This window comes from Methanosarcina sp. Kolksee (genome assembly GCF_000969945.1).
GTDB classification, from domain to species: domain Archaea; phylum Halobacteriota; class Methanosarcinia; order Methanosarcinales; family Methanosarcinaceae; genus Methanosarcina; species Methanosarcina vacuolata.
The window spans coordinates 142,979-166,394 of sequence record NZ_CP009524.1; the positions used below are offsets into that span (position 1 = coordinate 142,979).

16 protein-coding genes are annotated in these 23,416 nt (G+C 38.1%); 11 read left to right on the forward strand and 5 right to left on the reverse strand.

The window, feature by feature from the left end; translation table 11 throughout:
- Positions 1-576 precede the first annotated feature (576 nt).
- The 3 genes from MSKOL_RS00805 to MSKOL_RS00815 all read left to right on the forward strand — a co-directional run bounded on the left by MSKOL_RS00805 (position 577) and on the right by MSKOL_RS00815 (position 5,713).
- Positions 577-3,483 (forward strand): disaggregatase related repeat-containing protein, encoded by a 2,907-nt coding sequence (locus MSKOL_RS00805; protein ID WP_048153262.1) that lies wholly within the window; start codon positions 577-579, stop codon positions 3,481-3,483.
- A gap of 303 nt (positions 3,484-3,786) precedes the next feature.
- The gene (locus MSKOL_RS00810) at positions 3,787-4,182 is read left to right on the forward strand and encodes a hypothetical protein (protein ID WP_156150924.1); all 396 of its coding nucleotides are present in this window, start codon (positions 3,787-3,789) and stop codon (positions 4,180-4,182) included.
- A gap of 61 nt (positions 4,183-4,243) precedes the next feature.
- The gene (locus MSKOL_RS00815) at positions 4,244-5,713 is read left to right on the forward strand and encodes a flippase (RefSeq protein WP_048116812.1); all 1,470 of its coding nucleotides are present in this window, start codon (positions 4,244-4,246) and stop codon (positions 5,711-5,713) included.
- Between the two features lie 56 nt (positions 5,714-5,769).
- On the opposite strand, the gene MSKOL_RS00820 is transcribed toward MSKOL_RS00815, so the two are convergent.
- Positions 5,770-6,729: an NAD-dependent epimerase/dehydratase family protein gene (locus MSKOL_RS00820; protein ID WP_048153264.1), complete on the reverse strand. Its 960-nt coding sequence runs from the start codon at positions 6,727-6,729 to the stop codon at positions 5,770-5,772.
- A 211-nt stretch (positions 6,730-6,940) separates the two neighbouring features.
- On the opposite strand from MSKOL_RS00820, the gene galU reads away from it, so the two are divergent.
- Positions 6,941-7,828: a UTP--glucose-1-phosphate uridylyltransferase GalU gene (gene galU / locus MSKOL_RS00825; RefSeq protein WP_156150925.1), complete on the forward strand. Its 888-nt coding sequence runs from the start codon at positions 6,941-6,943 to the stop codon at positions 7,826-7,828.
- Positions 7,829-8,016: 188 nt separating this feature from the next.
- On the opposite strand, the gene MSKOL_RS00830 is transcribed toward galU, so the two are convergent.
- Complete coding sequence (locus MSKOL_RS00830) at positions 8,017-9,300, reverse strand: UDP-glucose/GDP-mannose dehydrogenase family protein (RefSeq protein ID WP_048153265.1); 1,284 nt, start codon at positions 9,298-9,300, stop codon at positions 8,017-8,019.
- 233 nt (positions 9,301-9,533) lie between these two features.
- Here MSKOL_RS00830 and MSKOL_RS00835 point away from each other — a divergent pair, with 233 nt between their 5' ends.
- From MSKOL_RS00835 to MSKOL_RS00860, 6 genes are all read left to right on the forward strand, one after another.
- Complete coding sequence (locus MSKOL_RS00835; protein ID WP_048116821.1) at positions 9,534-9,812, forward strand: hypothetical protein; 279 nt, start codon at positions 9,534-9,536, stop codon at positions 9,810-9,812.
- 607 nt (positions 9,813-10,419) lie between these two features.
- The gene (locus tag MSKOL_RS00840) at positions 10,420-11,493 is read left to right on the forward strand and encodes a DUF354 domain-containing protein (RefSeq protein ID WP_048158068.1); all 1,074 of its coding nucleotides are present in this window, start codon (positions 10,420-10,422) and stop codon (positions 11,491-11,493) included.
- On the forward strand, positions 11,477-12,526 hold the full coding sequence (locus MSKOL_RS00845; RefSeq protein WP_082090997.1) for a polysaccharide deacetylase family protein: 1,050 nt from the start codon (positions 11,477-11,479) through the stop codon (positions 12,524-12,526). The genes MSKOL_RS00840 and MSKOL_RS00845 overlap by 17 nt, the downstream gene beginning before the upstream one ends.
- Before the next feature lie 19 nt (positions 12,527-12,545).
- Complete coding sequence (locus MSKOL_RS00850; protein ID WP_255351985.1) at positions 12,546-13,442, forward strand: glycosyltransferase family 2 protein; 897 nt, start codon at positions 12,546-12,548, stop codon at positions 13,440-13,442.
- Positions 13,443-13,493: 51 nt separating this feature from the next.
- A complete protein-coding gene (locus tag MSKOL_RS00855) occupies positions 13,494-14,708 on the forward strand; it encodes a glycosyltransferase family 4 protein (protein WP_048153268.1) in 1,215 nt (404 codons plus the stop codon).
- Positions 14,709-14,836: 128 nt separating this feature from the next.
- Positions 14,837-15,844, forward strand: coding sequence for a GNAT family N-acetyltransferase (locus tag MSKOL_RS00860; protein WP_048153269.1), 1,008 nt, complete (start codon positions 14,837-14,839; stop codon positions 15,842-15,844).
- A 282-nt stretch (positions 15,845-16,126) separates the two neighbouring features.
- Here MSKOL_RS00860 and MSKOL_RS00865 read toward each other — a convergent pair whose 3' ends face one another.
- From MSKOL_RS00865 to MSKOL_RS00875, 3 genes are all read right to left on the reverse strand, one after another.
- Complete coding sequence (locus MSKOL_RS00865; RefSeq protein ID WP_048158069.1) at positions 16,127-17,599, reverse strand: lipopolysaccharide biosynthesis protein; 1,473 nt, start codon at positions 17,597-17,599, stop codon at positions 16,127-16,129.
- An 84-nt stretch (positions 17,600-17,683) separates the two neighbouring features.
- Complete coding sequence (locus MSKOL_RS00870; protein WP_048153270.1) at positions 17,684-19,621, reverse strand: hypothetical protein; 1,938 nt, start codon at positions 19,619-19,621, stop codon at positions 17,684-17,686.
- Between the two features lie 185 nt (positions 19,622-19,806).
- On the reverse strand, positions 19,807-20,604 hold the full coding sequence (locus MSKOL_RS00875) for a hypothetical protein (protein ID WP_048153271.1): 798 nt from the start codon (positions 20,602-20,604) through the stop codon (positions 19,807-19,809).
- A gap of 1,034 nt (positions 20,605-21,638) precedes the next feature.
- Here MSKOL_RS00875 and MSKOL_RS00880 point away from each other — a divergent pair.
- Entirely contained in the window at positions 21,639-23,240 is a 1,602-nt protein-coding gene (locus MSKOL_RS00880; protein ID WP_231592328.1) for a glycosyltransferase family 2 protein, read from the forward strand.
- The last annotated feature ends 176 nt before the right edge of the window (positions 23,241-23,416 follow it).

Genomic DNA, 23,416 nt, shown 5'->3' on the forward strand with positions numbered 1-23,416 from the left:
TTTATATGGTGTTTTCTCTTTCTAAAAATCCATTCTTTCTAAAAATCCATTCTTTCTAAAAATCCATTCTTTCTAAAAATCCATTCTTTCTAAAAATCCATTCTTTCTACAAATTTATTTGTTCTCTCTAACACTATGCAACTCTTTAAATATTTATCAAGTTTGCACAAATATTTTTATAACATTACAATATAGTTTACAGTGTTGGCTATAGATCTTTAATTAAGGGCTAATACTCAGACCGTTCACTATGTTTCATGGGGGGATTTGGTGAAGTCGAGAATTGGCCTGAAAATCAGGGAGATTTATTCTGAGTCCCTTATTCATTGCATTTTATCGGATTCAATATTGTTTGCCATGAATAAATTCTCCGGAACTTTTCTATAGCCTTGAACGTCTGAGAGTGAGCACTATCTAAAAAACATTATTCACTTTATGAGAATCAGAATATTAAGTTTAAGCAAATTTTTGATAAATAGTAACAAATTTTATGGGGATATTGATACGTCACCACATGAACATCTACCTACCAAAATTAACAATATGCGCTGTTGTGATCAATCCCAGATAATCCCGATGTTAAAACGAGAATTTGGACTCCTTTTCTTGGTAAGTTGCCTTATTCTTGCAAGCGTTCCTACTGCTTTATGTCGAAGTCCTGCACCAACTGTTTATGTTGCGGGGGACGGTAGTGGAGATTTTAACTGCGATGGAAAAGATGATCATGTACAGATAAATCAGGCTCTTAAGTTTGTGGCCGATAACTCTGAATATACTACTGTACACCTTAAAGGTCCTTTTACTTATTCTATTAACGATACTCTTCTCATCGGCAGCAATACTATTTTTGAAGGGGATTCGACTGCTGTGATCAAGCTGGTTGATCACGCAGGCTGGGTTACAATGAAGCCCTTAATCCAGCAGATGAGCAATTCTGGAAATAATAATATTGTAATAAGAGGTTTCGAGGTCAATGTGAACCATGACGGTAACACCGAGTTCGCTAAGGGTAAAGGATATTATAATGTGATTTACTTCCTTTACTGCAATAACGTAACCGTATGCGATATGTATATGCACGACGGTCACGGAGACGGGCTGAGGATAAAATATGGCGAGAACATCAAGTTTTATAACAATACTATCTACAAGCTCGGACACGACGGTCTGTTTGCGATTCAGTGTCAGAATGTAGAGGCCTGGAATAATACAATAACCTGCAGGACTAACAGTGGTCTTAGAATCTGGAACTCAAATGATGTAAAATTCCATGATAATTTCATCGATTCTTTCTACCACTGGAGTGCAGGCGGGCCAGGGATTCAGGTAGAAAAGTCTGCAGGCATTATGGATAATGTAGAGATTTACAATAATACTATCAATAATACCTATGGCCCTGGAATCTGGCTTTTCAACTATGATAGCTCTTCTGCTACCAGAGACCAGGCGAAAAATGTCTATATCCATCACAATACTTTCTATGACACGGGCACCAATCCTAGCATTACATGGGTAGGCGGTATCATAACAGGTGGATTTGAAGACACTGTCATTGAAAACAATGTTTTTGACGGAATCTACCATACTGCAATTGCCAATATGTATATCAACAGTTATTCTCCAACCTATGTGCCAGGAGGCGACGGATTCACAACAATTGTCCGCAATAACATAATTGTAAATACCAGATTGCGCACAAAGTCTCCGACTGAAACAGGGTATGGAATTATGAATTATCTGCCTGAAACGCATTCCTTTGTGCTGGAAAATAACTGTCTCTACAATAACTCAGCAGGTAACTATAAAAACTGCGCATCGACAACTGATATCTATGTAACCCCTCTTTTTGCAGACCCAGAAAACCATGACTACCATCTTCAGTCGGTCTCAGGCCGCTGGAACGGAAAAACCTGGGTTAAAGACAGAGTTAGTTCTCCCTGCATTGATGCCGGATGTTATTTCTCGGATTACTCTAACGAGCCCGAAGATAATGGAAACAGAATCAATATAGGAAGATATGGAAACACGATCTATGCATCTCTTTCAGGGGTTTCTGAGGAAAATCATGCTCCCATAATAGAGCCTATTTCTGAGGTCACGGTTAAAGCCGGAGAGAACCTGAATATTCTAGTAAAAGCTTCTGATGAGGATGGAGACAGCCTTACATACTCAGCTTCTGGCCTTCCTGCAGGTGCAAGTTTTGATGGGAATTCAGGGCTTTTCAGCTGGAGGCCGGCAAATGAGCAGGAAGGTCTCTACGCGATATCTTTTGAAGTGAGCGATGGTAAGCTCAGTGCTTCTGAAGTTGCAAATATAAGTGTTGTTTTGAATCTCTTTGGAGATATGTACGACAACCGCATGCGTGAAGCTTCTCCTGAGGATGTTTTTTCGGATAAATCATTTCTCGATGTAGGAGGAATTAGCAGCGTTGGTAGATACAGAGACCTTATATGGTTTAATGTAAGCGAATACACCAATGATACTGAAATCAGTAGTGCAAATCTTTCTCTTTTCTGGTATTATCCTTCCAGCACACGGCCAAATGATACTGTTATCGAGGTCTACAGGCCTGTTTCCTGGAATCCTGACTATGTGAGCTGGAATAAAAAGAATAAAGATATTGCCTGGAATAACGCAGGAGGAGATTGGTATGACAGAAATGGTGTCCTCCAGGGAAGTACTCCATATGCTACATTAACCCTGAGAGCCAGTAGTTTGCCAGATAACAGGTACTATGAGCTCGATGTGACCGATCTTGTAAAAGAATATGTCAATTGCAGTTATGAAAACACAGGTTTCCTTATAAAAGCCCGCAGTGAAAATAATAACTATATTGCCTTCTACAGCGCTGACTGCGGAAACACAAGCCAGGTACCAAAGCTTAATATTAAGAAAAGGGTAACTGCAAATGCAACTATTACTGGCGCAAAAGATAACCGACTGCGTGAAATCTCACCTGAGGGCGTCTTTTCTGACACATCATTTATCGATGTAGGAAAATTGAGCAATGTTGGGAGATACAGGGATGTTATTTCGTTTAATTTAAGTGAATATACCAGTACCACAGAGGTAGAAAATGCAAATCTTTCTCTTTTCTGGTATTATCCTTCCAGCACACGATCAAATGATACTGTTATCGAGATTTACAGGCCTGTTTCCTGGAATCCTGATTATGTGAGCTGGAATAAAAAGAATAAAGACATTGCCTGGAATAACGCAGGAGGAGATTGGTATGACAGAAATGGTGTTCTCCAGGGAAGTACTCCATATGCTACATTAACCCTGAGAGCCGATAGCTTGCCAGATAACAGGTACTATGAGCTCGATGTAACTGATCTTGTAAAAGAATATGTCAGTGGCAGGTATGAAAACACAGGTTTCCTTATAAAAGCCCGCAGTGAAAGTGATAACTATATCGCCTTCTACAGTGCTGACTGCGGAAATATAAGTCAGGTACCAAAACTGAATCTAGTTTACAGGTAAGAGTTGAATTCTCAAAAAAGATTTTCCATAACTTCCGACCCGAAAATAAACTTCTGCGGTCGGATATTTTGGAACTTTTTTCTTTTAATGCACGAAAAACATGAATTTTTAAAATTTTCCATAAGTAATTTTTTAAGTAAGTTAGTATGGCTTCTAGACCTACTAATCAGGTTTAATTATTTGTTTTTGCTTCCAAACTTATTCTTCTTTTTAAACGTCTTATTCTAATTTCTGGCTCTTTTGGATTTATGCCTACATCGTGTAAAATTTTTAATTATATTTCCTAATAAGCCAGAACTTGCGGTGTTCGCATCTTTAATTCTTTTTGTCTCAACTGCATGTTTTTTAGAAAATCATGTCCATATATGCACTGAACTTCTGCCAAAATTTATCTCAACACAAAGGCTTTTATCTTTTGTAGAAATTTCTTATTGGGGGCAGTTAAAATTTGTCGTTGTTGAAAAAAAAATGCCGCTAAAAAAATTTGAAGTTAACACTGAATATAAGTATAATATATCGAAACTTTTGAATTCAAAATTAAAGGTACTTTGTATGAATGAAACTTATTATAATATAGTTATAAATAGAACTTCTACTGAGAGATTAAAACTTGAGCAAGATGAGAAGCATTCAAAAGGGTTTAAATATCAGGCGCTGGATATTGAGCCGGGTCAAGTCTTAAGAAATACTTTCATGTAAGGCTATTTTCATAACTTCTTTCAATGGAAATTCTTAAAAACGGAATTCTTTTTAAGGTGATATGGTGTCATATCAAAAGTTTGCAAAGGATGTTGGTTTTATCGGGACAGTTCAGGTACTTACAAGCCTGGGAACTTTTTTCCTGCTTCCGATAATTACAAAGACCCTTGGAACATACGACTATGGACTCTGGGCTCAAATCAATATCACTGTATCTCTCATCTCTCCACTTGCACTGATGGGCCTTTCTATGGGTTTTGTCAGGTTTTTATCTTCTGAAACGGAAATCAAAATAATAAGGGAAGCAGTATATTCAATTCTCTTTTTTGTAACTGTATCCGGTCTATTTGCCTCTTTTTTACTCTATACGTTTGCAGAGCCGCTTGCAACCTTTGGTTTTAAAGACCCTCATGCAACTTATTTTATCCAGGCAGGTTCCCTTTTAATTCTTCTGAGCGTGATCGAGTCTATATCTCTTTTTTATTTCCGGATTTTCAGGCAGATTCAGACATTTTCTTACTTAACCCTTTTTGAAACATTTGGAAAATTGTTTTTTATTCTCTTTCTTCTCAAAATGGGATATGGGCTTCTTGGTGTAATAGCAGCTACTCTACTTGTACAGGGCTTCATTTTTTTAATTTCTCTCCTGATGATCATATCACAAATAGGATTCGTTATCCCGAGATTTACTTACATGAAAGAGTATCTGCAATTTTCTCTACCGTTAACTCCCAATTCACTTGTAAGGTGGATTACAGAATCAAGTGACAGATATATGGTTACTTATTTTCTCGGCCTTAGAAGCGTGGGCGTATATTCGGCAGCCTGCTCAATTGGCAGTCTTATCCAGCTTTTTGTAAGCTCTCTTCAGCTCATTCTTCTTCCCGAGTTATCAAAGCTTTTCGATGAAAATAAAATGGATGAAGTCAGAATTTATATGTCTCATTCTCTAAGATATTTTCTTCTCGTCTCAATTCCTGCAGTCTTCGGGCTCTCAGCTCTTGCAAAGCCTTTGCTTGGGATCCTTACCACTGATGATTTTCTTTCGGGTTGGTTTGTAATTCCCATTACTGCCTTCTCAGGTCTTCTGGCAGGAATTTTCCAGATATTTGTCAACACAATGCTCCTTATAAAGCAAACAAAAACTGCAACTTACATTAATATTGTTGCAGCAGTTTCGAATGTATTGATTAATCTTCTACTGATACCTTCTATTGGAATTGTTGGAGCCTCACTGTCAACTTTATTTTCTTACTTTTTAATGTCTGTGCTTTGTATGCATATTTCCTTAAAACATTTTAAACTTGATTTTTATCTTCATGATATTGCAAAAAGCGTTCTGTCCTCAGTAGTTATGTATCTCTTTGTTTCCTACTTCGCTATCTCAAGCATCATTGAGCTTTTTGAGATTGCAGGTATAGGTGTACTTATTTATCTGGTTATGATGTTCCTGGTAGGCGGATTCACAGACCACGAACTTTCTTTAATACGAAGATACTTATTCAGAGTCAAAAGCGAAGTCAAGCAGTAATTTTGCCTTTTTATACGGATCCACAAAAAATTGTTTAAAAAAAACTGGAATAAAAGTTAGTCTACTAACTTTTCCCCAAGTAATGCTCTAGCCGTTTCCCTAATACTTCTCTCCGATGTATAGACCGGTCTCCAGCCCAAACTTTTCATTTTTTCAATCCCTAATCTCATCCTTGGCACATCGCCTTTCCAGCCTCTGTTTCCCCCTGTATAGGTAAATTCAACATTAAAAAGCCCCATCTCTTCTATAACAACCTTTCCTATCTCTGTGGCACTGATGGTGTCTTCGGAGCCGATATTAAAGATATTTACCTTTTCTTTGCTGTTCTCGATTAAAAATAATATTGCATCAACACACTCTGAAACATGAAGATAGGATTTTTCCTGCTTGCCATCTCCCAGGATTTCCAGCATACTAGCGTTTTTCCACAGTTTTTTTATAAAGTCAACCGTAATTCCATGTGTACTGCGTGGGCCAACGATGTTTGCGAAGCGAAATATCCAGGCCTGCATATCAAAGGTATGAGAATATGAAGTAATAAATGCTTCACAAGCCAGTTTAGAGGCACCGTAAAGAGATATCGGAATAAGAGGGCCATAATCTTCTGGAGTAGGCATAATATTCGCTTCTCCATAAACTGTCGAGGTGGAAGTAAACGCAATTTTTTTGGTGTTGTTTTTCCTCATTGCTTCCAGAAGGTTATATGTCGCCAGAATATTCTGATCCAGATGAACTCTGGTATCCGAAGCTCCGAGCCTTACATCAGGATTTGCGGCCACATGACAAACAAAGTCGATACCTTCACAGGCCTTCTCTATCGCCTCCTGGTCAAGGAGGTCTCCTTTTATCAGGGTGAAGTCAGGGTTTTCAAGATGATTTTCGATAAATCCCATTTTTCCTGAACTCAGGTTATCAAAAACAGTAACTCTGTTCCCTTTTTCTATAAGGTGATCTACGAGGTGGCTTCCTATAAAACCGGCTCCTCCTGTCACAAGTATTTTATTCTTTGCAGGCATGGAAAATCCTCCTAACAATCTTTCCAAATAATCTTTCTTTCGATTAATACTTTATAATGTCTTGAAGTAATCAGAAAATACTTTTATCTCATTTCTTATATGTGGAATGAGTAGATAACCATAAAATATTAAAGATATTCTGGTTAAAGAGTATTATTTGCTTAACTATATGAATAACTTTTCACAGAATTCTTTTACCGGAGAGTTTATTTTGACCGTTAAAAAAGCACTTATTCCGGCAGCTGGTCTTGGGACTCGTTTCCTGCCTGCCACCAAGTCGATGCCAAAAGAGATGCTTCCGATTATTGACACACCTGTGATCCAGTATGTTGTAGAGGAAGCCATTGCCTCGGGAATTGAGGATATAATCATTATTACAGGCAGGGGTAAACGGGCAATTGAAGATTATTTCGATGATTCTCCCGAACTCGAAATGCATCTTGCGAAAAAGCACAATACTGAACTTCTTAAACTTGTGCGTGACGTTTCTTCCCTTGTGGATATTCACTATATCCGTCAGAAAGAACCTAATGGACTAGGGGATGCGGTCCTCAGGGCAGAAAACCATATTGGAGACGAACCTTTCGCTGTGCTTCTCGGAGACGATATTATTGTGAATGACAAACCCTGCACGGCTCAACTCATTGAAAATTTTGAAAAGTATGGGAGATCCACGCTCGCAGTGGAAGAAGTTCCTCGTGAAAAATTAAGTAGTTATGGAATTATAAAGGGCAAGCCTCTTAGTAATTCTCTCTATGTACTGGAGGATATTGTCGAAAAGCCTTCACCTGAAAATGCTCCTTCAAATCTGGGAGCAATAGGTCGCTATGTTTTCACTCCTGAAATCTTTGACTGTATAAAAGAGGCCGGGACAGGGGTAGGAAACGAAATCCAGCTGACTGACGGCATTCGGGTCCTTAACAGGTCGCAGATGATCTACGCATGCAGGTTCAAAGGAAAAAGATTCGATACCGGTGACAGGTTAGGATACGTAAAATCAATAGTGGATTTTGCCCTTGAAAACGAGAATCTTAGAAAAGACGTACTTGAGTACCTGAGAGAAATTCTAGCATCGGTCAAGGAACCTTCAGATAAATAAGGTCCCATACATAAGGGAGTTGGCCAAGTTAGTATATAAGTCACTATAGTCACGAGGCTAAATAATGCAACTACCCAATGAGGTGCAATGAAGTTTTTTGTTGCAACAATTACAGACGTTACTATAAGGAGCTAGCAAAGTATATCATATAACTTTATATAAAAAGAGTAAATGATTTCTGCTGGTTTTTACCAGCAGAGTCCCTCATAATCTATATTTTTCGCTTTAATTACCCGTCTTCCGTCAACTACTATCTTTTTGTTCATGACTTCAAATTCAGAATCAAGTTGCTTGAACTCATCCCATTCTGTCATTACAAGGCAGGCGTCAGCACCTTCAAGAGCGTCTTTAGCTTTCCCGCAGTATTCAATTGTTGGAAATATCCGTTTCATATTCTCAGTTGCCATTGGATCGTAAGCCGAAACTTCTGCTTCTAATCTTAAAAGTTCAGCAATGACAGGGATAGATCTGGACTCTCTTATATCGTCTGTATCGTTCTTGAAAGCAAGCCCAAGGACCGCAACCTTTTTTCCCGCAAGGCTTCCTATTTTCTTCTGGAGTATTTCGGTCATAAGAATTGGCTGTTTTTCGTTTACTCCAATTACGGATTCCAGGAGCGCTGGAGAATATCCTATTTCTTTTGCCTTTCCTATAAGTGCTTTTACATCTTTTGGGAAACAGGACCCTCCAAATCCTGCTCCTGAATTCAAAAACTTTGGGGATATCCTGGAATCCTTACCTACAGCTTTCATAACCTCGTAGGTATCAACGTTTAACCTTTTGCAAATGTTGCCAATCTCGTTAGCAAAGGATATTTTTGTAGCCAGAAGGGAGTTATTTGCATATTTGATCATTTCCGCTGTTGATACACCCGTGCGGGTCACCTCACATTTAAAGGTCCGGTAAAGTTCTGAGACAAGATCTCCCGATTTCTGGTCAATTGCTCCTACAACTATTTTATCAGGATGCATGAAGTCGTAAACGGCTTTTCCTTCTCTGAGGAATTCGGGGTTCATTGCAACTCCAAAGTCTTTTCCTGCTACCTTTCCTGAAGTTTCTTCAAGGATTGGAAGTACAAATTTTTCAGTTGTCTCGGGAACGACTGTGCTTTTAACAACGACTACATGGTATCCTTCTTTCTTTGCCAGTACTGCCCCTACACTTGCTGTTGCCGCACGAACAATTGAAAGGTCTATGCTTCCATCTTCTGCGGAAGGAGTTCCTACACAGATAAAAGAAATGTTTGTATTCTTGATCGCAAATTCATAGTCAGTGGTTGCAGTGAGACTTTTTCCGGCATATTTTTGCAAGAGTTCTCCAAGTCCCTCCTCATAGATAGGGGGAATGCCTGCATTTATCTGATCCATTTTTTTCTTGTCGATATCTACACAGATTACTTCATGCCCGACTTCTGCAAAACATGCGGCTGTGACCGAGCCCACATATCCTGACCCTATAACGGAAATTTTCATAAATTGAACCTCTTTATTGAGAATTGGAGAGTAATCAATTCCAATTCTTATTTATTTTTTGATAGGAACTCTTTCCAGGTTTACTATAGAAACCTCCAATCTATACGGTTTTCTACCACAAGTTCCTAATAATTCTTCACAAGTTTATATAGTTTAAAGGCTAATACCTTGTATAATTAGGGTTTAATACATGTTTTGATAACTCCTTTACAGAAGTTTTGGGGGATCTTATAATGTTTTCAATACTTGGTTTGAGCACAGAGTTTGCAGCGGGGAAGTCTCTTTCAGATTTAGGTATCTGCTTTCTCTCGACGGATTTTGGAATCCCTGTGTATTATCGGATAACGGTCGTGGGACTAATCGCTCTTGTAGGTATGAAGGAAATGCTGCTGGCTTCTAGAAAAGAAGATGAATTTTCTGTGGATTCAATGGATATGGGAATTTATCCACTTATAGTATGCTTTATTACTAGTTTCCTCTTTGCAAGCTTTAACATAATTCTAACAAAGTAATCCTCATATACATAATACATTTATTTCTTCAGTATTTCTTCAGTATTTCTTCAGTATTTCTTTTGTTTCTTCCAGTAAGTTTATTTTCTTACCAAATTAAAAAAAGCTAAATAATGTTTATTTTCCTATTTTTTAGAATATAATGTCTATAATTCTCAACACTGATAATTCTCGTTATCTTAGTTCAGTAACTATGTTTTCCATAGCTATTTATCTTTGAGCCATTTATCTTCTAATCATAATGTTGTTTGTTAATAACTCTAACTATCTTAAATAATTTAATTCGTCAAGGGCACTATCAAGGGGGGGCTCCATCCACTGGAGACGGATAGTTACCACTTTTTAACATTATATGGGGGAGAGTTCTGTCTGATAGAACAGTTTGAAATCGGGGTTGAGTGAAAACCAGGATTTGACTGCATATTTTTGTCACAGTAAGAGAGAAAAAGGCAGGAAAATTTCCTGATTTGTTGATATTAATTTATCTCATATACTTTTGAATCAGGTTCAAGGTTAGTTTCCTAACTCTCAATCTTGAAAGACTACTCAAGCAGACAGACTTTCTTTTGATTATAGTCATGGGAAATATTTATTGGGGAGTGAAAAATTGAGAGTTCTTGTCGATATAGGGCATCCAGCCCATGTTCATTTTTTTAAAAACGCTATATGGAGTCTTGAAAAAAAAGGGCATCAAGTATTGGTGGTCTCTCGAGACAAGGATGTAGTAATAGATCTCTTGAACGCCTACGGAATTTCACATACAGTTTTGAGTAAAGTTAAACCAGGAAAAATTAATCTGCTTGAAGAATGGTTCATAAGAGAGTTCAAAACTTTTAAAATTACTCAGCAATTTGATCCTGACCTTTTTATAGGTATCCTTTCTCCAGCTGTAGCTCAGGTAGCCTGGATGCAGCGGAAAAAATCCATAATTTTTAACGACACCGAACATGCAGTACTGGCACAGAAGTTAACCTATCCTTTCTGTGACATAATCTGTACTCCTTCATGCTATCTAAATAATGAAGGGCCAAAACAGATCAGGTATAGTGGATATCATGAACTGGCTTATCTTCATCCATCTTATTTTACTCCCAATCCTGAGATCCTGAAAGACCTCAAAGTAGAGGAGGGGGAGCCTTTTACGGTCCTTCGCTTTGTTTCATGGGGCGCACATCACGATGTCGGCCAACATGGAATAAAAAATAAAGTAGCACTTGTCCAGGAAGCCGAAAAATTCGGAAAAGTATTCATAACTTCAGAAGGCCCTCTGGAAAAAGAGTTTGAAAAATATAGAATCTGTGTATCTCCAGAAAAAATTCACCACTTGCTCTATTATTCCACTCTATATGTTGGTGAAGGAGCAACGATGGCTGTTGAGAGTGCAATCCTGGGGACTCCGTCAATCTATATTTCCACTCTTGCAGGAACGATGGGGAACTTTTCCGAACTCGAAAAGAAGTACGGTTTGCTTTTTAATTACAGCGATTCGCAATCTGCCCTGACAAAAATTTCAGAACTTTTCAAAGATTCGGAACTTAAGAAAAGCTGGAGTTTGAAAAGAGCGGCTCTTCTCAAGGATAAAATCAATGTTACCGAGTTCATGGTCAATCTCATAGAAAGTCTTCCTGAAAAAAAATCTGGGCTTTCTTTATCTTCGGTTTCGGATGAGTCTTATGCATGAATTACTGATGAAAAACCAGGATGTATGGGATCTTTTCACCCGAAAAGAAGAGTATTATCCCGAAAAGCTGGATGAGCACCAGCGTTTTCTTTTCTCTGAAAAAGATCTCCTAAATGCCTCTGAGCCCAAGGTCTCCAGGTATCTTATGAAAAACGGGATGCAGGTCGAATTCCCTGAAAATAAATCATTTGCCGTTTGTTTGACTCATGATATAGACGATATTTACCCGCCTCTTTCCCATAGCTTGTTGTCATCAGTTTACAGCCTTAAACGGTTAAATTTCAAGGATTCTGCAGCTCAGTTATTGTGGAAATTGAGGGAAATAGACTACTCTCCTTACCTTAATTTCTCTAAAATTATGGACATTGAAGCCAGGTTTGAAGCAGAGTCCTCTTTTTACTTCATTGCTGCAGAAGCCGATCCAGTAAGATTCAGGTATGATATAGAAGACATAGAACATCATCTGGGAGAAATTTTAGATAGGGGATGGGAGGTTGGTCTTCACGGAGGTTACTATTCATACGGCAGTCCAGAAAATATAAAAAAAGAAAAAGAAAGACTTGAAGCCGTTTTGGGTAAAAAAGTAATAGGCTTTCGCAATCATTACCTCAGGTTCAAAACTCCAGACTCCTGGGAAATTCTTGCAGATGCCGGTTTTAGCTATGACTCCACTTTCGGGCACAGATACTCAGTTGGCTTCAGGAATGGAATGTGCCACCCTTTCAGTCCTTATAACCTTAATACAGGAAAAGAAATTGGTATCCTCGAAATTCCGCTTATCGTTATGGACACTGCTCTTTTTGCTACTTCTAAATCTTTTGAAGAGGCCTGGGAACGCACAAAAAATCTGATTGATACTACAGCAGGCCTTAACGGTGTTATTACTCTTTTGTGGCATAATTTCGCGTTCAGTTGCAATTTTCGAAAAGATTGGGTGAGGCTGTATGAGAAGGTGCTTCAGTACTGCTCCGAAAAAAGGGCATGGATGACAAGCGGAGAAGAAATCTACAGGTGGTGGGCAGATAGGAGCTGAATTAAAAGGAAAGTATCTGCTGGTTACGCCTGCAAAGAACGAAGAACAAAATCTGCCAGAAGTTTCAAAGGCTGTAATCGGACAGGAATTAAAACCTGAGTTATGGATTATAGTCGATGATGGAAGTATAGACGAAACACCACGTATTCTCGAAGACCTGCAGTCAAAATACTCATGGGTCCAGAGTATAAGATTACCTCCAAGACCAAGAGACATCACTTTTCACTACAGTTATGTCTGCAAACAGGGCTTTGACTATGCGCTTGAGTATTGTAAGGAAAATAATATTGAATTCGAGTATCTAGGCCTTCTTGACGCTGATACGGTGCTTGAAAAAAATTATTTTGGAAAACTTCTGGCTGAGTTTAAAAAGGATAGTTCTCTAGGAATTGTTAGTGGGGGAATATATTATGATAATGACGGAAAACTTTCCCTGGAAGTAACTGCAAAAGAGCTTCCTCGAGGCACAGGAAGGATCTGGAAGAAAGAGTGCTTCCTCGAAACTGGCGGTTATCAGGTTGAACCGTCTCCAGATTCAATTTCTAATATAAAGGCTCTTTTGCGAGGCTGGCGACTCATGCAGTATACTGATGTGGTCCAGATCCAGAAGCGTAAAACAAGTGCAGCTGATGGGCTCTGGAACGGGCATCTTAAAAACGGCTGGATGGCCTATTACCTTGGCAAAAACTCTTTCATGGCTCTTTTAAACATACTTCATCTTTCCTTGAAGTCTCCTTACTATACGGGCATTGCCTATTGCTGGGGGTATTTTGGCTCGGCAATTAGAAGGGAGAAAAAAATCCAGGATTCTGAAGTAAGGACTTACTACAGGAATCAGGGATTTTCAGGGTTGTTTTCCAGAATCTCAAAAAATTTTGGCCACAATTCGAGACATGTAAAGGAGAGAGAGCAGTGAAGATTAGCAAACATCTCGAAAAGGCAATTCGTTTAAGGTGATAACTTGAAGATGCTTTTTCTTGACATGGTAAGGCCCCTTTCTCTTGCTGATGGCTCGTTTATTCACAGGTACGAGCTTGTTAGCAACCTTGCCAGGCTTGGTAATGAGATCCATATTTTTACTGTTGGCAAGACTTCCTTTTCGAGCATGACCAATATTCACAGCTATTATATCCCTCCTGGAAGTTTCCTTTCACTTACTTTGAGCTATTTCAGAAACTCCATATTTCTTCTGGGTTCCGAAACTTTTGATGTGCTATATACCCGCAATCCCAATTTTGGCTTTCTTGCTGGACTATTCTGTAAAAACAGATGCAAAAGAATTATTTATGAATTAAATGGAATTCCTGAAGACGAAAAGAACCTCTTCAGGGAAAAATCTGAAGGAGATCAATTCTCACATCCCGAAAAAAGAAGCAGTTTCTCAAACCGATATTTCTCTACACAAGCCAGGTTAAAATTATTTATTCTCAAGAAGGCTCTTGAGTTTTCGGATAAAATTATTGCTGTGACTCCCGGGATAAAATCAAATCTTGAGAAGGGCTATAACGTCCCGGGAGAAAAAATAGTCGTAGTTTCTAATGGGGCAAACACTTCCCTTTTCCGGCCTCTGGAACAGGAAACCTGCAGACGAGAACTTGGTCTGGACCTTAAAATTCCTTTTGTATGCTTTGTGGGTAACCTTGCTCCCTGGCAGGGGGTCGAGTATCTAATAAAGGCAGCCCCATCCATACTTTCCAGATTTCCGGAATGCCACTTTTTGATTGTCGGAGATGGGGTTATGAAAGATAATCTTCTCAAACTCTGCAGGGAACTCGGAGTCGAGAATAGGTTCATCTTTACGGGTGTGATTGCCTACGATCGCGTGCCTTTCTATATTAATGCGAGCGATATTTGCACCGCTCCTTTTATATTTGCCAGAAACGCAAAAATAGGCCTGTCTCCTTTGAAGTTATATGAATACATGGCTTGCGGAAAGCCTGTAATTGCAAGCAATATCAGTGGGGTCTCTGATGTACTTGAGGCTTCCGAAGGGGGGATTCCTGTCCTTCCTGAAAACCAGGGTGCTCTTGCAGAAGGTATCTTAAAGTTACTTGAAAATCCCGATTTAAGAATGAAATTGGGTTCAAAAGGTTTAAGTTATGTTACTGAAAATTACAGCTGGTATAGCGTTGCGAAAAAGGTTAACGAAGTCTGTAAGTCAGAAATTGAGGCCAGGAAATGAGGGCTTGAAATCATCCTTATGTTTCCTATGACTCATCAGGATAAGAATAGTCATCTATTTAAATCATCCTTATGTTTCCCTATAACTCATCAGGATAAGAATAGTCATTTATTTGTACGGGGCTTAAAATGGACGAAATTGAAGTTAGAGAATTAGCGCCATCAGAATATAATGAATGGGATTTGCTCGTAGAAAACGCTCAGTCTGGTACACTCTTTCATACCAGTGAATGGCTTGGAATTTGCAGGGATGTCCTATCAAAGGATCTTAGAATTTATGGTTGTTTCAGAAAAGGCGAGCTTGTGGGAGGATGTCCTCTTTTTGTTAAAAACATTAAGGGCGCTTTAAAGGTAGCGAATTCTACCTGTGATATGACCAGCTACAGCGGGCCTCTTATAAAAGAGAGTGCCAGCTCTAAAGCAAGTAAACAGGTCCAGGAAGTTCACGACATTCTTAATCCTCTCAGGGAATTCCTTTGCAAGCAGGGATTTGATAGTATTCACCTTACGTTCGCTCCAGGTTTTAAAGACGTAAGACCTTTTACGTGGTACGGATGGGACTCCACTGTGCACTATACTCATTATTTGAATCTGAGCGAAGATGTAGATAATAACATTGCAAGAAAGATTCGAAGAGAACTTAAAACTGCAAATGAGGCAGGACTTAAAACCAGGGTATGGAACGATCCTGAAACATATTACCATCTGCTCTCAATGGTCTACGAAAAACAGAAATTAGCTCCTCCCCTTCCCAGAGGATTCTTTGAAAGAGTGTTTAAGCTAATTCAGGAAAAAGATATCGGCTACATGTTTGTTACAGAGACCCCTGAGGGCGAAGTTGTTGCAGCTCACTTAAACCTATATGGTAAAAAATGCACTGTAACCTGGACCTCGGCTCTGAACCCGGATTTTGGCCGTCTGGGTCCCAATGCTCTTCTGTATTATAACGAATTTCTTGACCTGAAGTCCCGAAATTTCGAGTATATGAACGTAATGGCAGCAAATATTTCCAGGTTTGCGGATTTCATTATGGGCTTTTCTCCTGAGCTAATTCCCTATTATAGTGTGACTCTTGAGAGCAAAAAATATTCAATTGCAAAAGCCCTGTATAAAACTACTCACAAAGAAACTTACTGATAAAAATCAAAAATATGGCTCTTCGTTGTTTTGTGTGGATATCCTTATAACGTCCTCATAAAAACCAATGCGGTCTTGAATTGAAAATCATTTTATCCATAGGGAATAGCGAAGAGCCAAAAAATAAAAGTCGGGGAAATCCCAAAATTATTTTTTCATTATGTTTTTCTAATGTTCTTTCCTTTTTCATTCCTGACTGAAACTCTACTTTTCCTTCATAAAAGTGATTTCTTAAGAGATCAACTTTCAGTAAGTTTTTTTCTAAAAAGGAATTACACCCTTTCAGGTTCTATTTTTTATATTCACGAGAAAGGCTGAAAGTAACTTCTTGAAAGCAGGATCGTCACGAAGAGCTATTCCATAATATATAGGGGTTATGATGATAGCTGCAAGCATAATAATATAAAAATTCGCAGAGAGCGTTTCCAGTAGAATCAATGGGATTGAGATAACTACCCCAATTGTTGTATATTTAATGAGGATTTCCAGGCTTTCCCTTTTACTGATCCCTACAAGATTAAGCAAGTATGCATTATTCCATAGAGCGAATATAACTCCTGTGAAGCTAAACAAGCAAAGGGAAAACTCGGCACTTTTTGCATAAATTCCTCCTATGGCAAGTGCCACGAACCTTGAGATTAAAAGAGCCGTACTGTAAGTAAACCAGACTTTTTGCTTGTCAAATATACTATAGAGAGTTGAAATGGGTAAGGCAAGGAAAACAAGGAATATGAATGGCACAAGGATTTTTACATAAGTGCCTGCTATGTACCAGTTTTTCCCAAAAGCAAACGTAAATATTTCTTCTCCCAGAATTAACAGGAGTATCATAGGGAATATTCCTATTAAAATTAGCTTTTTGTAAACTTCGCTTACAATAGCTTTCATATCGCCGCTCGAATTCCCATTTTTCACCTCACTGATTTTCTGGAAGAAAACCTGTTGTATAGCTGTCCCGACAAGTCCCATGGGCATATTTACTACCTGATTTGCAAGTGAAAAATATCCAACAATGGTTGTGCTGTAAAAATATGCAAGCAAAAAAGTAGGCACCTGTGGCGAAATTGTATTTGCAAGTGTTGACCATGAACTAAATAAAGGAAAATTTTTATATTCAATAGCCATTTCTTTCATTTTTTTAACTGAAACTTTTTTGAAGACCGTTAAGTCTTCTTTTACTCCTTTAAGCATGGCCAGGTCTGCGAGTCCATATCCAAGGGTATAACCTGCTATTAGACCCAAAGGTGATGCAGTCCAGAGAGGAATTAACTGAAGCACTTTGGCCGATAAAGCGTTTAACACTCTGGACCCTGCAACAACTCCAAAACGCAGTTTTCTTGAAAGCCAGTAATTCTGCACGAAAAAAAGGCCATTAAAAAATACTATTACAGGAAGATAGATTAAATATTTTGAGGATCCCTTCGTATGAAATATATACTCAATAATATGCTCAATATCCTCTGGAAAGATTATCACTGCTACAGCTGTGAGTAAGGATATAAAAGTGACTAAAATCGAGGAAAGGAAAAACACATTTGCGGAATCCTCTTCGGATTTTGGTAACATAATAGCAAACTGGTATGAAAAAGTAGAGAAAATTACCAGTATACCTGATACTGCCACAAAAAGCTGAAAGACTCCCATATCGTCAGGGCTGTAAATTCTAGTGACTATTGGTACCAGAAGTATACCCAGAATCTGAGCAGCAACACTTCCTGATACAAGTTTTAACACATTACCGATAAAGTTTGACATAATTATTTCCAACTTTAAAACATAAACCCCAACATATGGGCTTTTTTTCATTCCGCAATAATTAACGGAGACTATCCTGAGCTCTTAGTTTCTGGCCGTTTTTCTTTCCTTTGTGTAAGCAAACACCTCGTCGTTATCATATACTCGGGCATAATCATGTGTGTTGAATCTATTGAAAAATCCCTCTGGCAATGTCTGGATAATATTTACTCCATAGCGTTCAGGATCATTGATAGAGATAGGTTCTTTAACAGTTGACTTTCTCAGCAAAACCGTAGGACTGCCATCAATCTCTCCAGTCTGTATATGCTGAATGTTAAAATATGTTGCGTTACTGGAATCATATGCTCTGTCCCTGTAAAAAAGACAACTGTCATAGGGAGAGTCCATCAAAATATTTCCAGAGTACTTCATGGTTACTGTTTTAATGGCCTCGATTTCAATACTTTTAAACTGGTTTCTTACAGTTGTGTCCTTTGCCACAAGTGGGTTGTCTTTATTTATGCCTGGTGTTGTAACCATTACAAACGAAAATAGAAAAATGATTAAGAACATCACAGGGATCTTTGCTTTTTTTGAGTTAAAGAGACTTATCAATTTCAATATATATGAGGCGGATACAAGTACCAGGAACACTGCTATCAGTGGGAACCATCGGCTTGTAAGGAAATTCCTCATTCCAAGCAAAGGAATTCCATAAGCAAGACTGTAAAGTATTATAACAACTAAGGCAATAGAAAATTTATTGACTTTTTTGATGTCTCTGTGAGAAAGCCATGCTAATACCCCTCCTATTGCAAAAAAAGGTAGAGCGAGATAGCTTATATGGAGTAAGAGCGTTTCCAGTGTTTCCTGATTATTTATGGAACCTACAATAAGTACATCACTTGAGTAACTTGATCCGATTTTAAGGACATCCATAAGAGGACTGAGCACCATTTCAAGAAAAGAGGTATTTGAGTTGACATACGTGAACATCCAGTATGTTTGTAAACTAATTATAAAAAAAAGAATGTAGTTAAAACTGTTTGTTTTCACGAAAAGACTCTTATATACACGATTATGCAGATATTTGCCTGCGCAAATTGAGACTAAAGAAAGAAATACTACAAAAGTTGTCAACTGGTGGGTCAGAACCATTAGAATGGTAATTAGCAGAATGAATCCTGTATATCTCAAGTTCTGGTTCTCGCTAAATATCGCGTATATAATGAATATAAAGTAGCAAAGAACAAGAGAACCAGGAGTTATATTTGTAATGCCTGCAACGATATTATGATTATTTATGTTTATTAATAAAGTCGCCAGCAAACCCATCTGAACACCTTCAAGTTTCTTTCCTACAAGGTAAACGCCTACTGTACTGAAAACGCTGGCAAACCCTATGGAATAAAATATTGCGTCTTTGATATCGGTTTCGCCCATTACCTGGATAATTGAGACAAAAATATGAAAAAGTGGGTAGTAGAAGTACTTACTGCTTGTTTCAATTGGAGCAACAAACCCGGTATCAGTAACTGCCCGCGCCATGCTGGCATGGAAATAAGCATCGTAGCCCATTAGACTTGGAAAATTATAAAAAATTCCAACTCTGATGAGAATTGATAGCAGGAATATCTGCAATAATAGAGAGGACACTCCATCTCCCTCTCTAACATAAAGAATCTGGGAAGCGATAATAGCTGCAAGGATACATATCAATATAAAGGAAGAGATTGGCCTGTAGTACAGATTCGTGCTATATATAAAAATGCATGCCAGAAAAATGAGATAAAACGAGATTTCCAGTATACTTTTAAGCCTGTCTTCTCGGGAAGATATTGCGGTCTCACTCTTAAATTTATTTCTAAATATAAAGTAAATCAAACAAGAGGAAAGAATGGCAATTCCAATATCTTTCTGGTTCAGGTTGATGATGTAGTATAAAGAAATAATTGATAATCCTAAACCAAATCCCATGACGCTGAGAATCACATCAAGATTTGTTGTAAATCTCTCCGCGTATCCTTTTGCAGTTTCCATACAACCCCACAACATAATAATTTTTATAATTTATTTTTTCAACTTATTTTTTCAACTTATAATATTTTTTGTTGTAAGCCCAGATGAATTTTTATGCACTTCTTCTCATTTTCATGTCCTTTCTCTTTTGCATTTCAGCTTGTCTTAATTTCAATATTATTCTTCCATCATCTGTATACTTCAGCTCACGATGCCGTCCAGCCGTCCTTTTCAGCGCAGCACTGAAATCTTTTTTTGTAAAACTCTAGGTAATCCCCCTCCAGATAGTTCCCCTCCGGATAGTTCCCCTGATATATATTATACCAAAGAACCATAAGTACGCCTCGGAATTCAACTGTATCAGTAAGCTTTTCTGTAAGCCTCCATGCCTGATTGAAGTCAAGATGCATCTGGTTGAAAAGAGTGGTATCTATTACACTTAACGGGATTTCAAGGATCTCAATTTCTTTTCCTGTATTAAGATTATATGGACTGAAAGGATGGTCCATTCCGTTCCTGAAGCCTGCACAATAATGATGTCCGAAAGTGGAATCATAGCTGAACCCCGCATATTCAAGGGTCCGGAAATAAAAAGTGGATTTCTCTCCGTAGTTTTCTTCAAGTTCCATAATTTGCCTAAAATTCCATAAAGGACTCCAGGTTTTGTTTATTCTTGAAAATGGAAGGATAGATGCCCGTACAAACTGCCCTTTTTTAAGAGTTTTTATGGTTCTGGCTGCGGTCTTCGACATTTCGGGGCATACAAAATCGATGTCATGAGTAATGTCATGAATAAGGCATACAGCAAATTTTTTTCTTTCAGGATATTCGGGACTCAAGCCGTTTTTTATCAGAAAGCTTGAGACCTCTGGCTCAAAAACATTTCTTTGACTGCCTAAATAATAGGAAAGCCTTCCGTATTTATCTAAAATAATAGGATCATACTCTTCTTTTTTTGTAAATAGTTCCCACAGCTCTCTGTCTTGTTTTACTTTTTTGATCAAAGTATCCCCCTTAACCATACTTCTTGGATCTTTAACTTTATTAAATATTTGGTCCAGTCTTCTTTTGTTTTTCTCATTTAGGAACCTATCTCGATGATCCTGTCATACCAATCTCGCCCCCATTGAAAAACCGAATCGATTTCTCATATCTCTCTTATATCTTTCAAATCACGACTGAGAAATCTTAACTTTTATCTCTTCAGTACGGGTTTTTCCATATTCTGCCATTTTCTTATTTAAAAATCGATTGTCTTTGATGATCAAGAAAAAAACAATTATTCTATTAATCGATATATTTAATATAAAAATAACAAAGTGATCCTAAATATTTTATAGCTTTGTAATTAAGTCGGGGCCAAAAAGTCACCCTTATTTTATAATGTAGCCCCACCAAACAAATAAAAATTATTATAGTGTATGTTTTGGCGTTGAATTGAAATTCTTTTTCCAGTGCTCTTTCACTATTATACTATTTTGCTCATTTTGCCTGTTGATTTTTAAGCTGTTCAGTATCTTCCTGCCTTAGTATTTCTGGTAGTTACCCTCTGGAAGTCGCTAGCTAAGTTTCGGCTTACCCTATATTGGGAATCTATAGTTTGCAGGTGCCAGTTTCAAACCCCTGTTATACTGTATGACATTAATCCTTTCAATATACTAATCAAACTCTTGCTAAACTTATGAAATTATCTTCACAATACACTAATGCTTATTTCAATATTTACTTTAGTGGCAAGCTTTGCTCTTCTCTATTTGAATTATCCTTCTCTATTTGAATTATTCTTCCCTATTTGAATTATTCTTTCCTATTTGAATTATTCTTCTCTATTTGAATTATTCTTCGTTTTTATTTTTATTCATAAAGATCATTTGTAAGGATAACTTTTCCTTATTAATATTTTTACGAAACTATCCTTGTCAGATGTTAACCTTATATATATCTAACTCTCATAATTTTTAGTATGATAGCCTTTAATATTTTTCCACTTATACAGATAAAGGGGGTTATAGCATATGCATATGTATAAGGGGGTGGATTGGGTTTGTTTTCAGCCCTTGCACTTGGTCTTAATTCTCTAATCTCTGATCCTATTAGCATAGTATCTTCGCCATCTCAACTTCCCGATAGGTTGCTCAGGCATGAATTTACGGTCTTAATTCCAGCTCAGAATGAGGAAACTTCAATTGGAAGCAAAGTCTTAATTGCGGCAAGTTACGCGGACCGTGTACTCGTTCTTGACGAAGGTTCTACTGATCGAACTATGGAAGTAGCTGCTTTGGGAGGGGCACGAGTTATTCCTGTCTCCGGAGGGGAGGAGGCATTACTTGATGTCTTCTACAAGGTATCTCTTGATTCTGAACTTGTGGTTCTTATCTATCCGGAATGCATGCAGGATATAGATTTGCTTTCTCATGTCCTTGAGCCTTTAAGAAATGGGTTTGACCTATCTGTGGGTTCGTGGCCCTGTCGCATTACCTGTGAGCAGGAAACAGTAATGCTCTTCAATGGAAAAAACACCTTTAAGGAAAAAATAGGCTTTCTTGCAATAACTGCGGACTCAATGCAGAAAATCAGTTCACATAAACAGCATTTAACTTTAAAGTCCTTGCTTTCTGCAGCGAAAACCGAAGGACTCAAGGTTAACTATCTGAGTTTTGATGTGGACCCTATATTCAGGAAACTTGAGAGCACGCGTATTGGAGTTGTCGTGCCTGCTTATAATGAGGAATTACTTATAAGCGAGACTCTAAGCGGTATCCCCGAATATGTTGACCGAATTTACGTAATCGATGACGGTAGTATAGATCGGACAGGGGAAATTGTAAAAAAGTTCGGAGACTCCAGAATCGTCTATTTGCGCCATGAAGTAAACAAAGGGGTAGGTGCGGGAATAATTGACGGGTATAAACTTGCCCTGAAAGACGAGATGGATATCGTTGCGGTTATGGCCGGAGATAATCAAATGGATCCTGTTCAACTTCCCAGGTTGATTTTCCCAATCATTGAGGGAAGAGCTGATTATACAAAAGGAAACAGATTACTCACTGACAATTTTAGGACCGGAATGAGCAAATGGAGATCTCTTGGAAATCTTCTCCTCAGCTTTATTACAAAAATAGGCAGCGGTTACTGGCATGTTATGGACCCTCAGAATGGATATACAGCTATTTCCAGGCAGGCTCTGGATGTTATCGATTTAGACTCAGTCTACCCTTATTATGGCTATTGTAACGACCTGTTGATCAAGCTTAATGCCTTTGGAATGAGAGTAATGGATGTGGTAATGCCCGCCCGGTACGGTAGAGAGAGATCAAAGATTCACTACGGCAAGTTTATTCGCAAAGTAGCTCCCATGATCTTTAGAGGTTTTCTATGGAGGCTGAGGGTCAAATATACGGTGCTGGACTTCCATCCACTTGTACTATTTTATTTCCTTGGAATGGTTGCCTTGCCTGTGGGTGTTATTTTAGGACTATGGGGTCTTTTGCAGGTCTTGTTGCAAAATCCTCTTCCTTCTTACTACCCTCTGCTTGGTTTCCTTGTGTTGGGCATGGGGCTTCAGATGCTTCTTTTTGGAATGCTTTTCGATATGCAGGTCGAGAAGAAAAGGAATGAAAGAGTAGGATTCGCTCGTTAAGGCCTGGAAGATTATTCTTCCATATTTTTTTTAATTTTTCCGTTTTTTTATTCATTACTCTTTGAATGACAGTGTACTGGTTTTTCTGTAAAATCACAAATCTCAATAAGTTATTGAATAAAAAATTCCCTCTCGGAAGGTCAATTTCTCCATAGTACTCAAAAACTTGTCTTCAA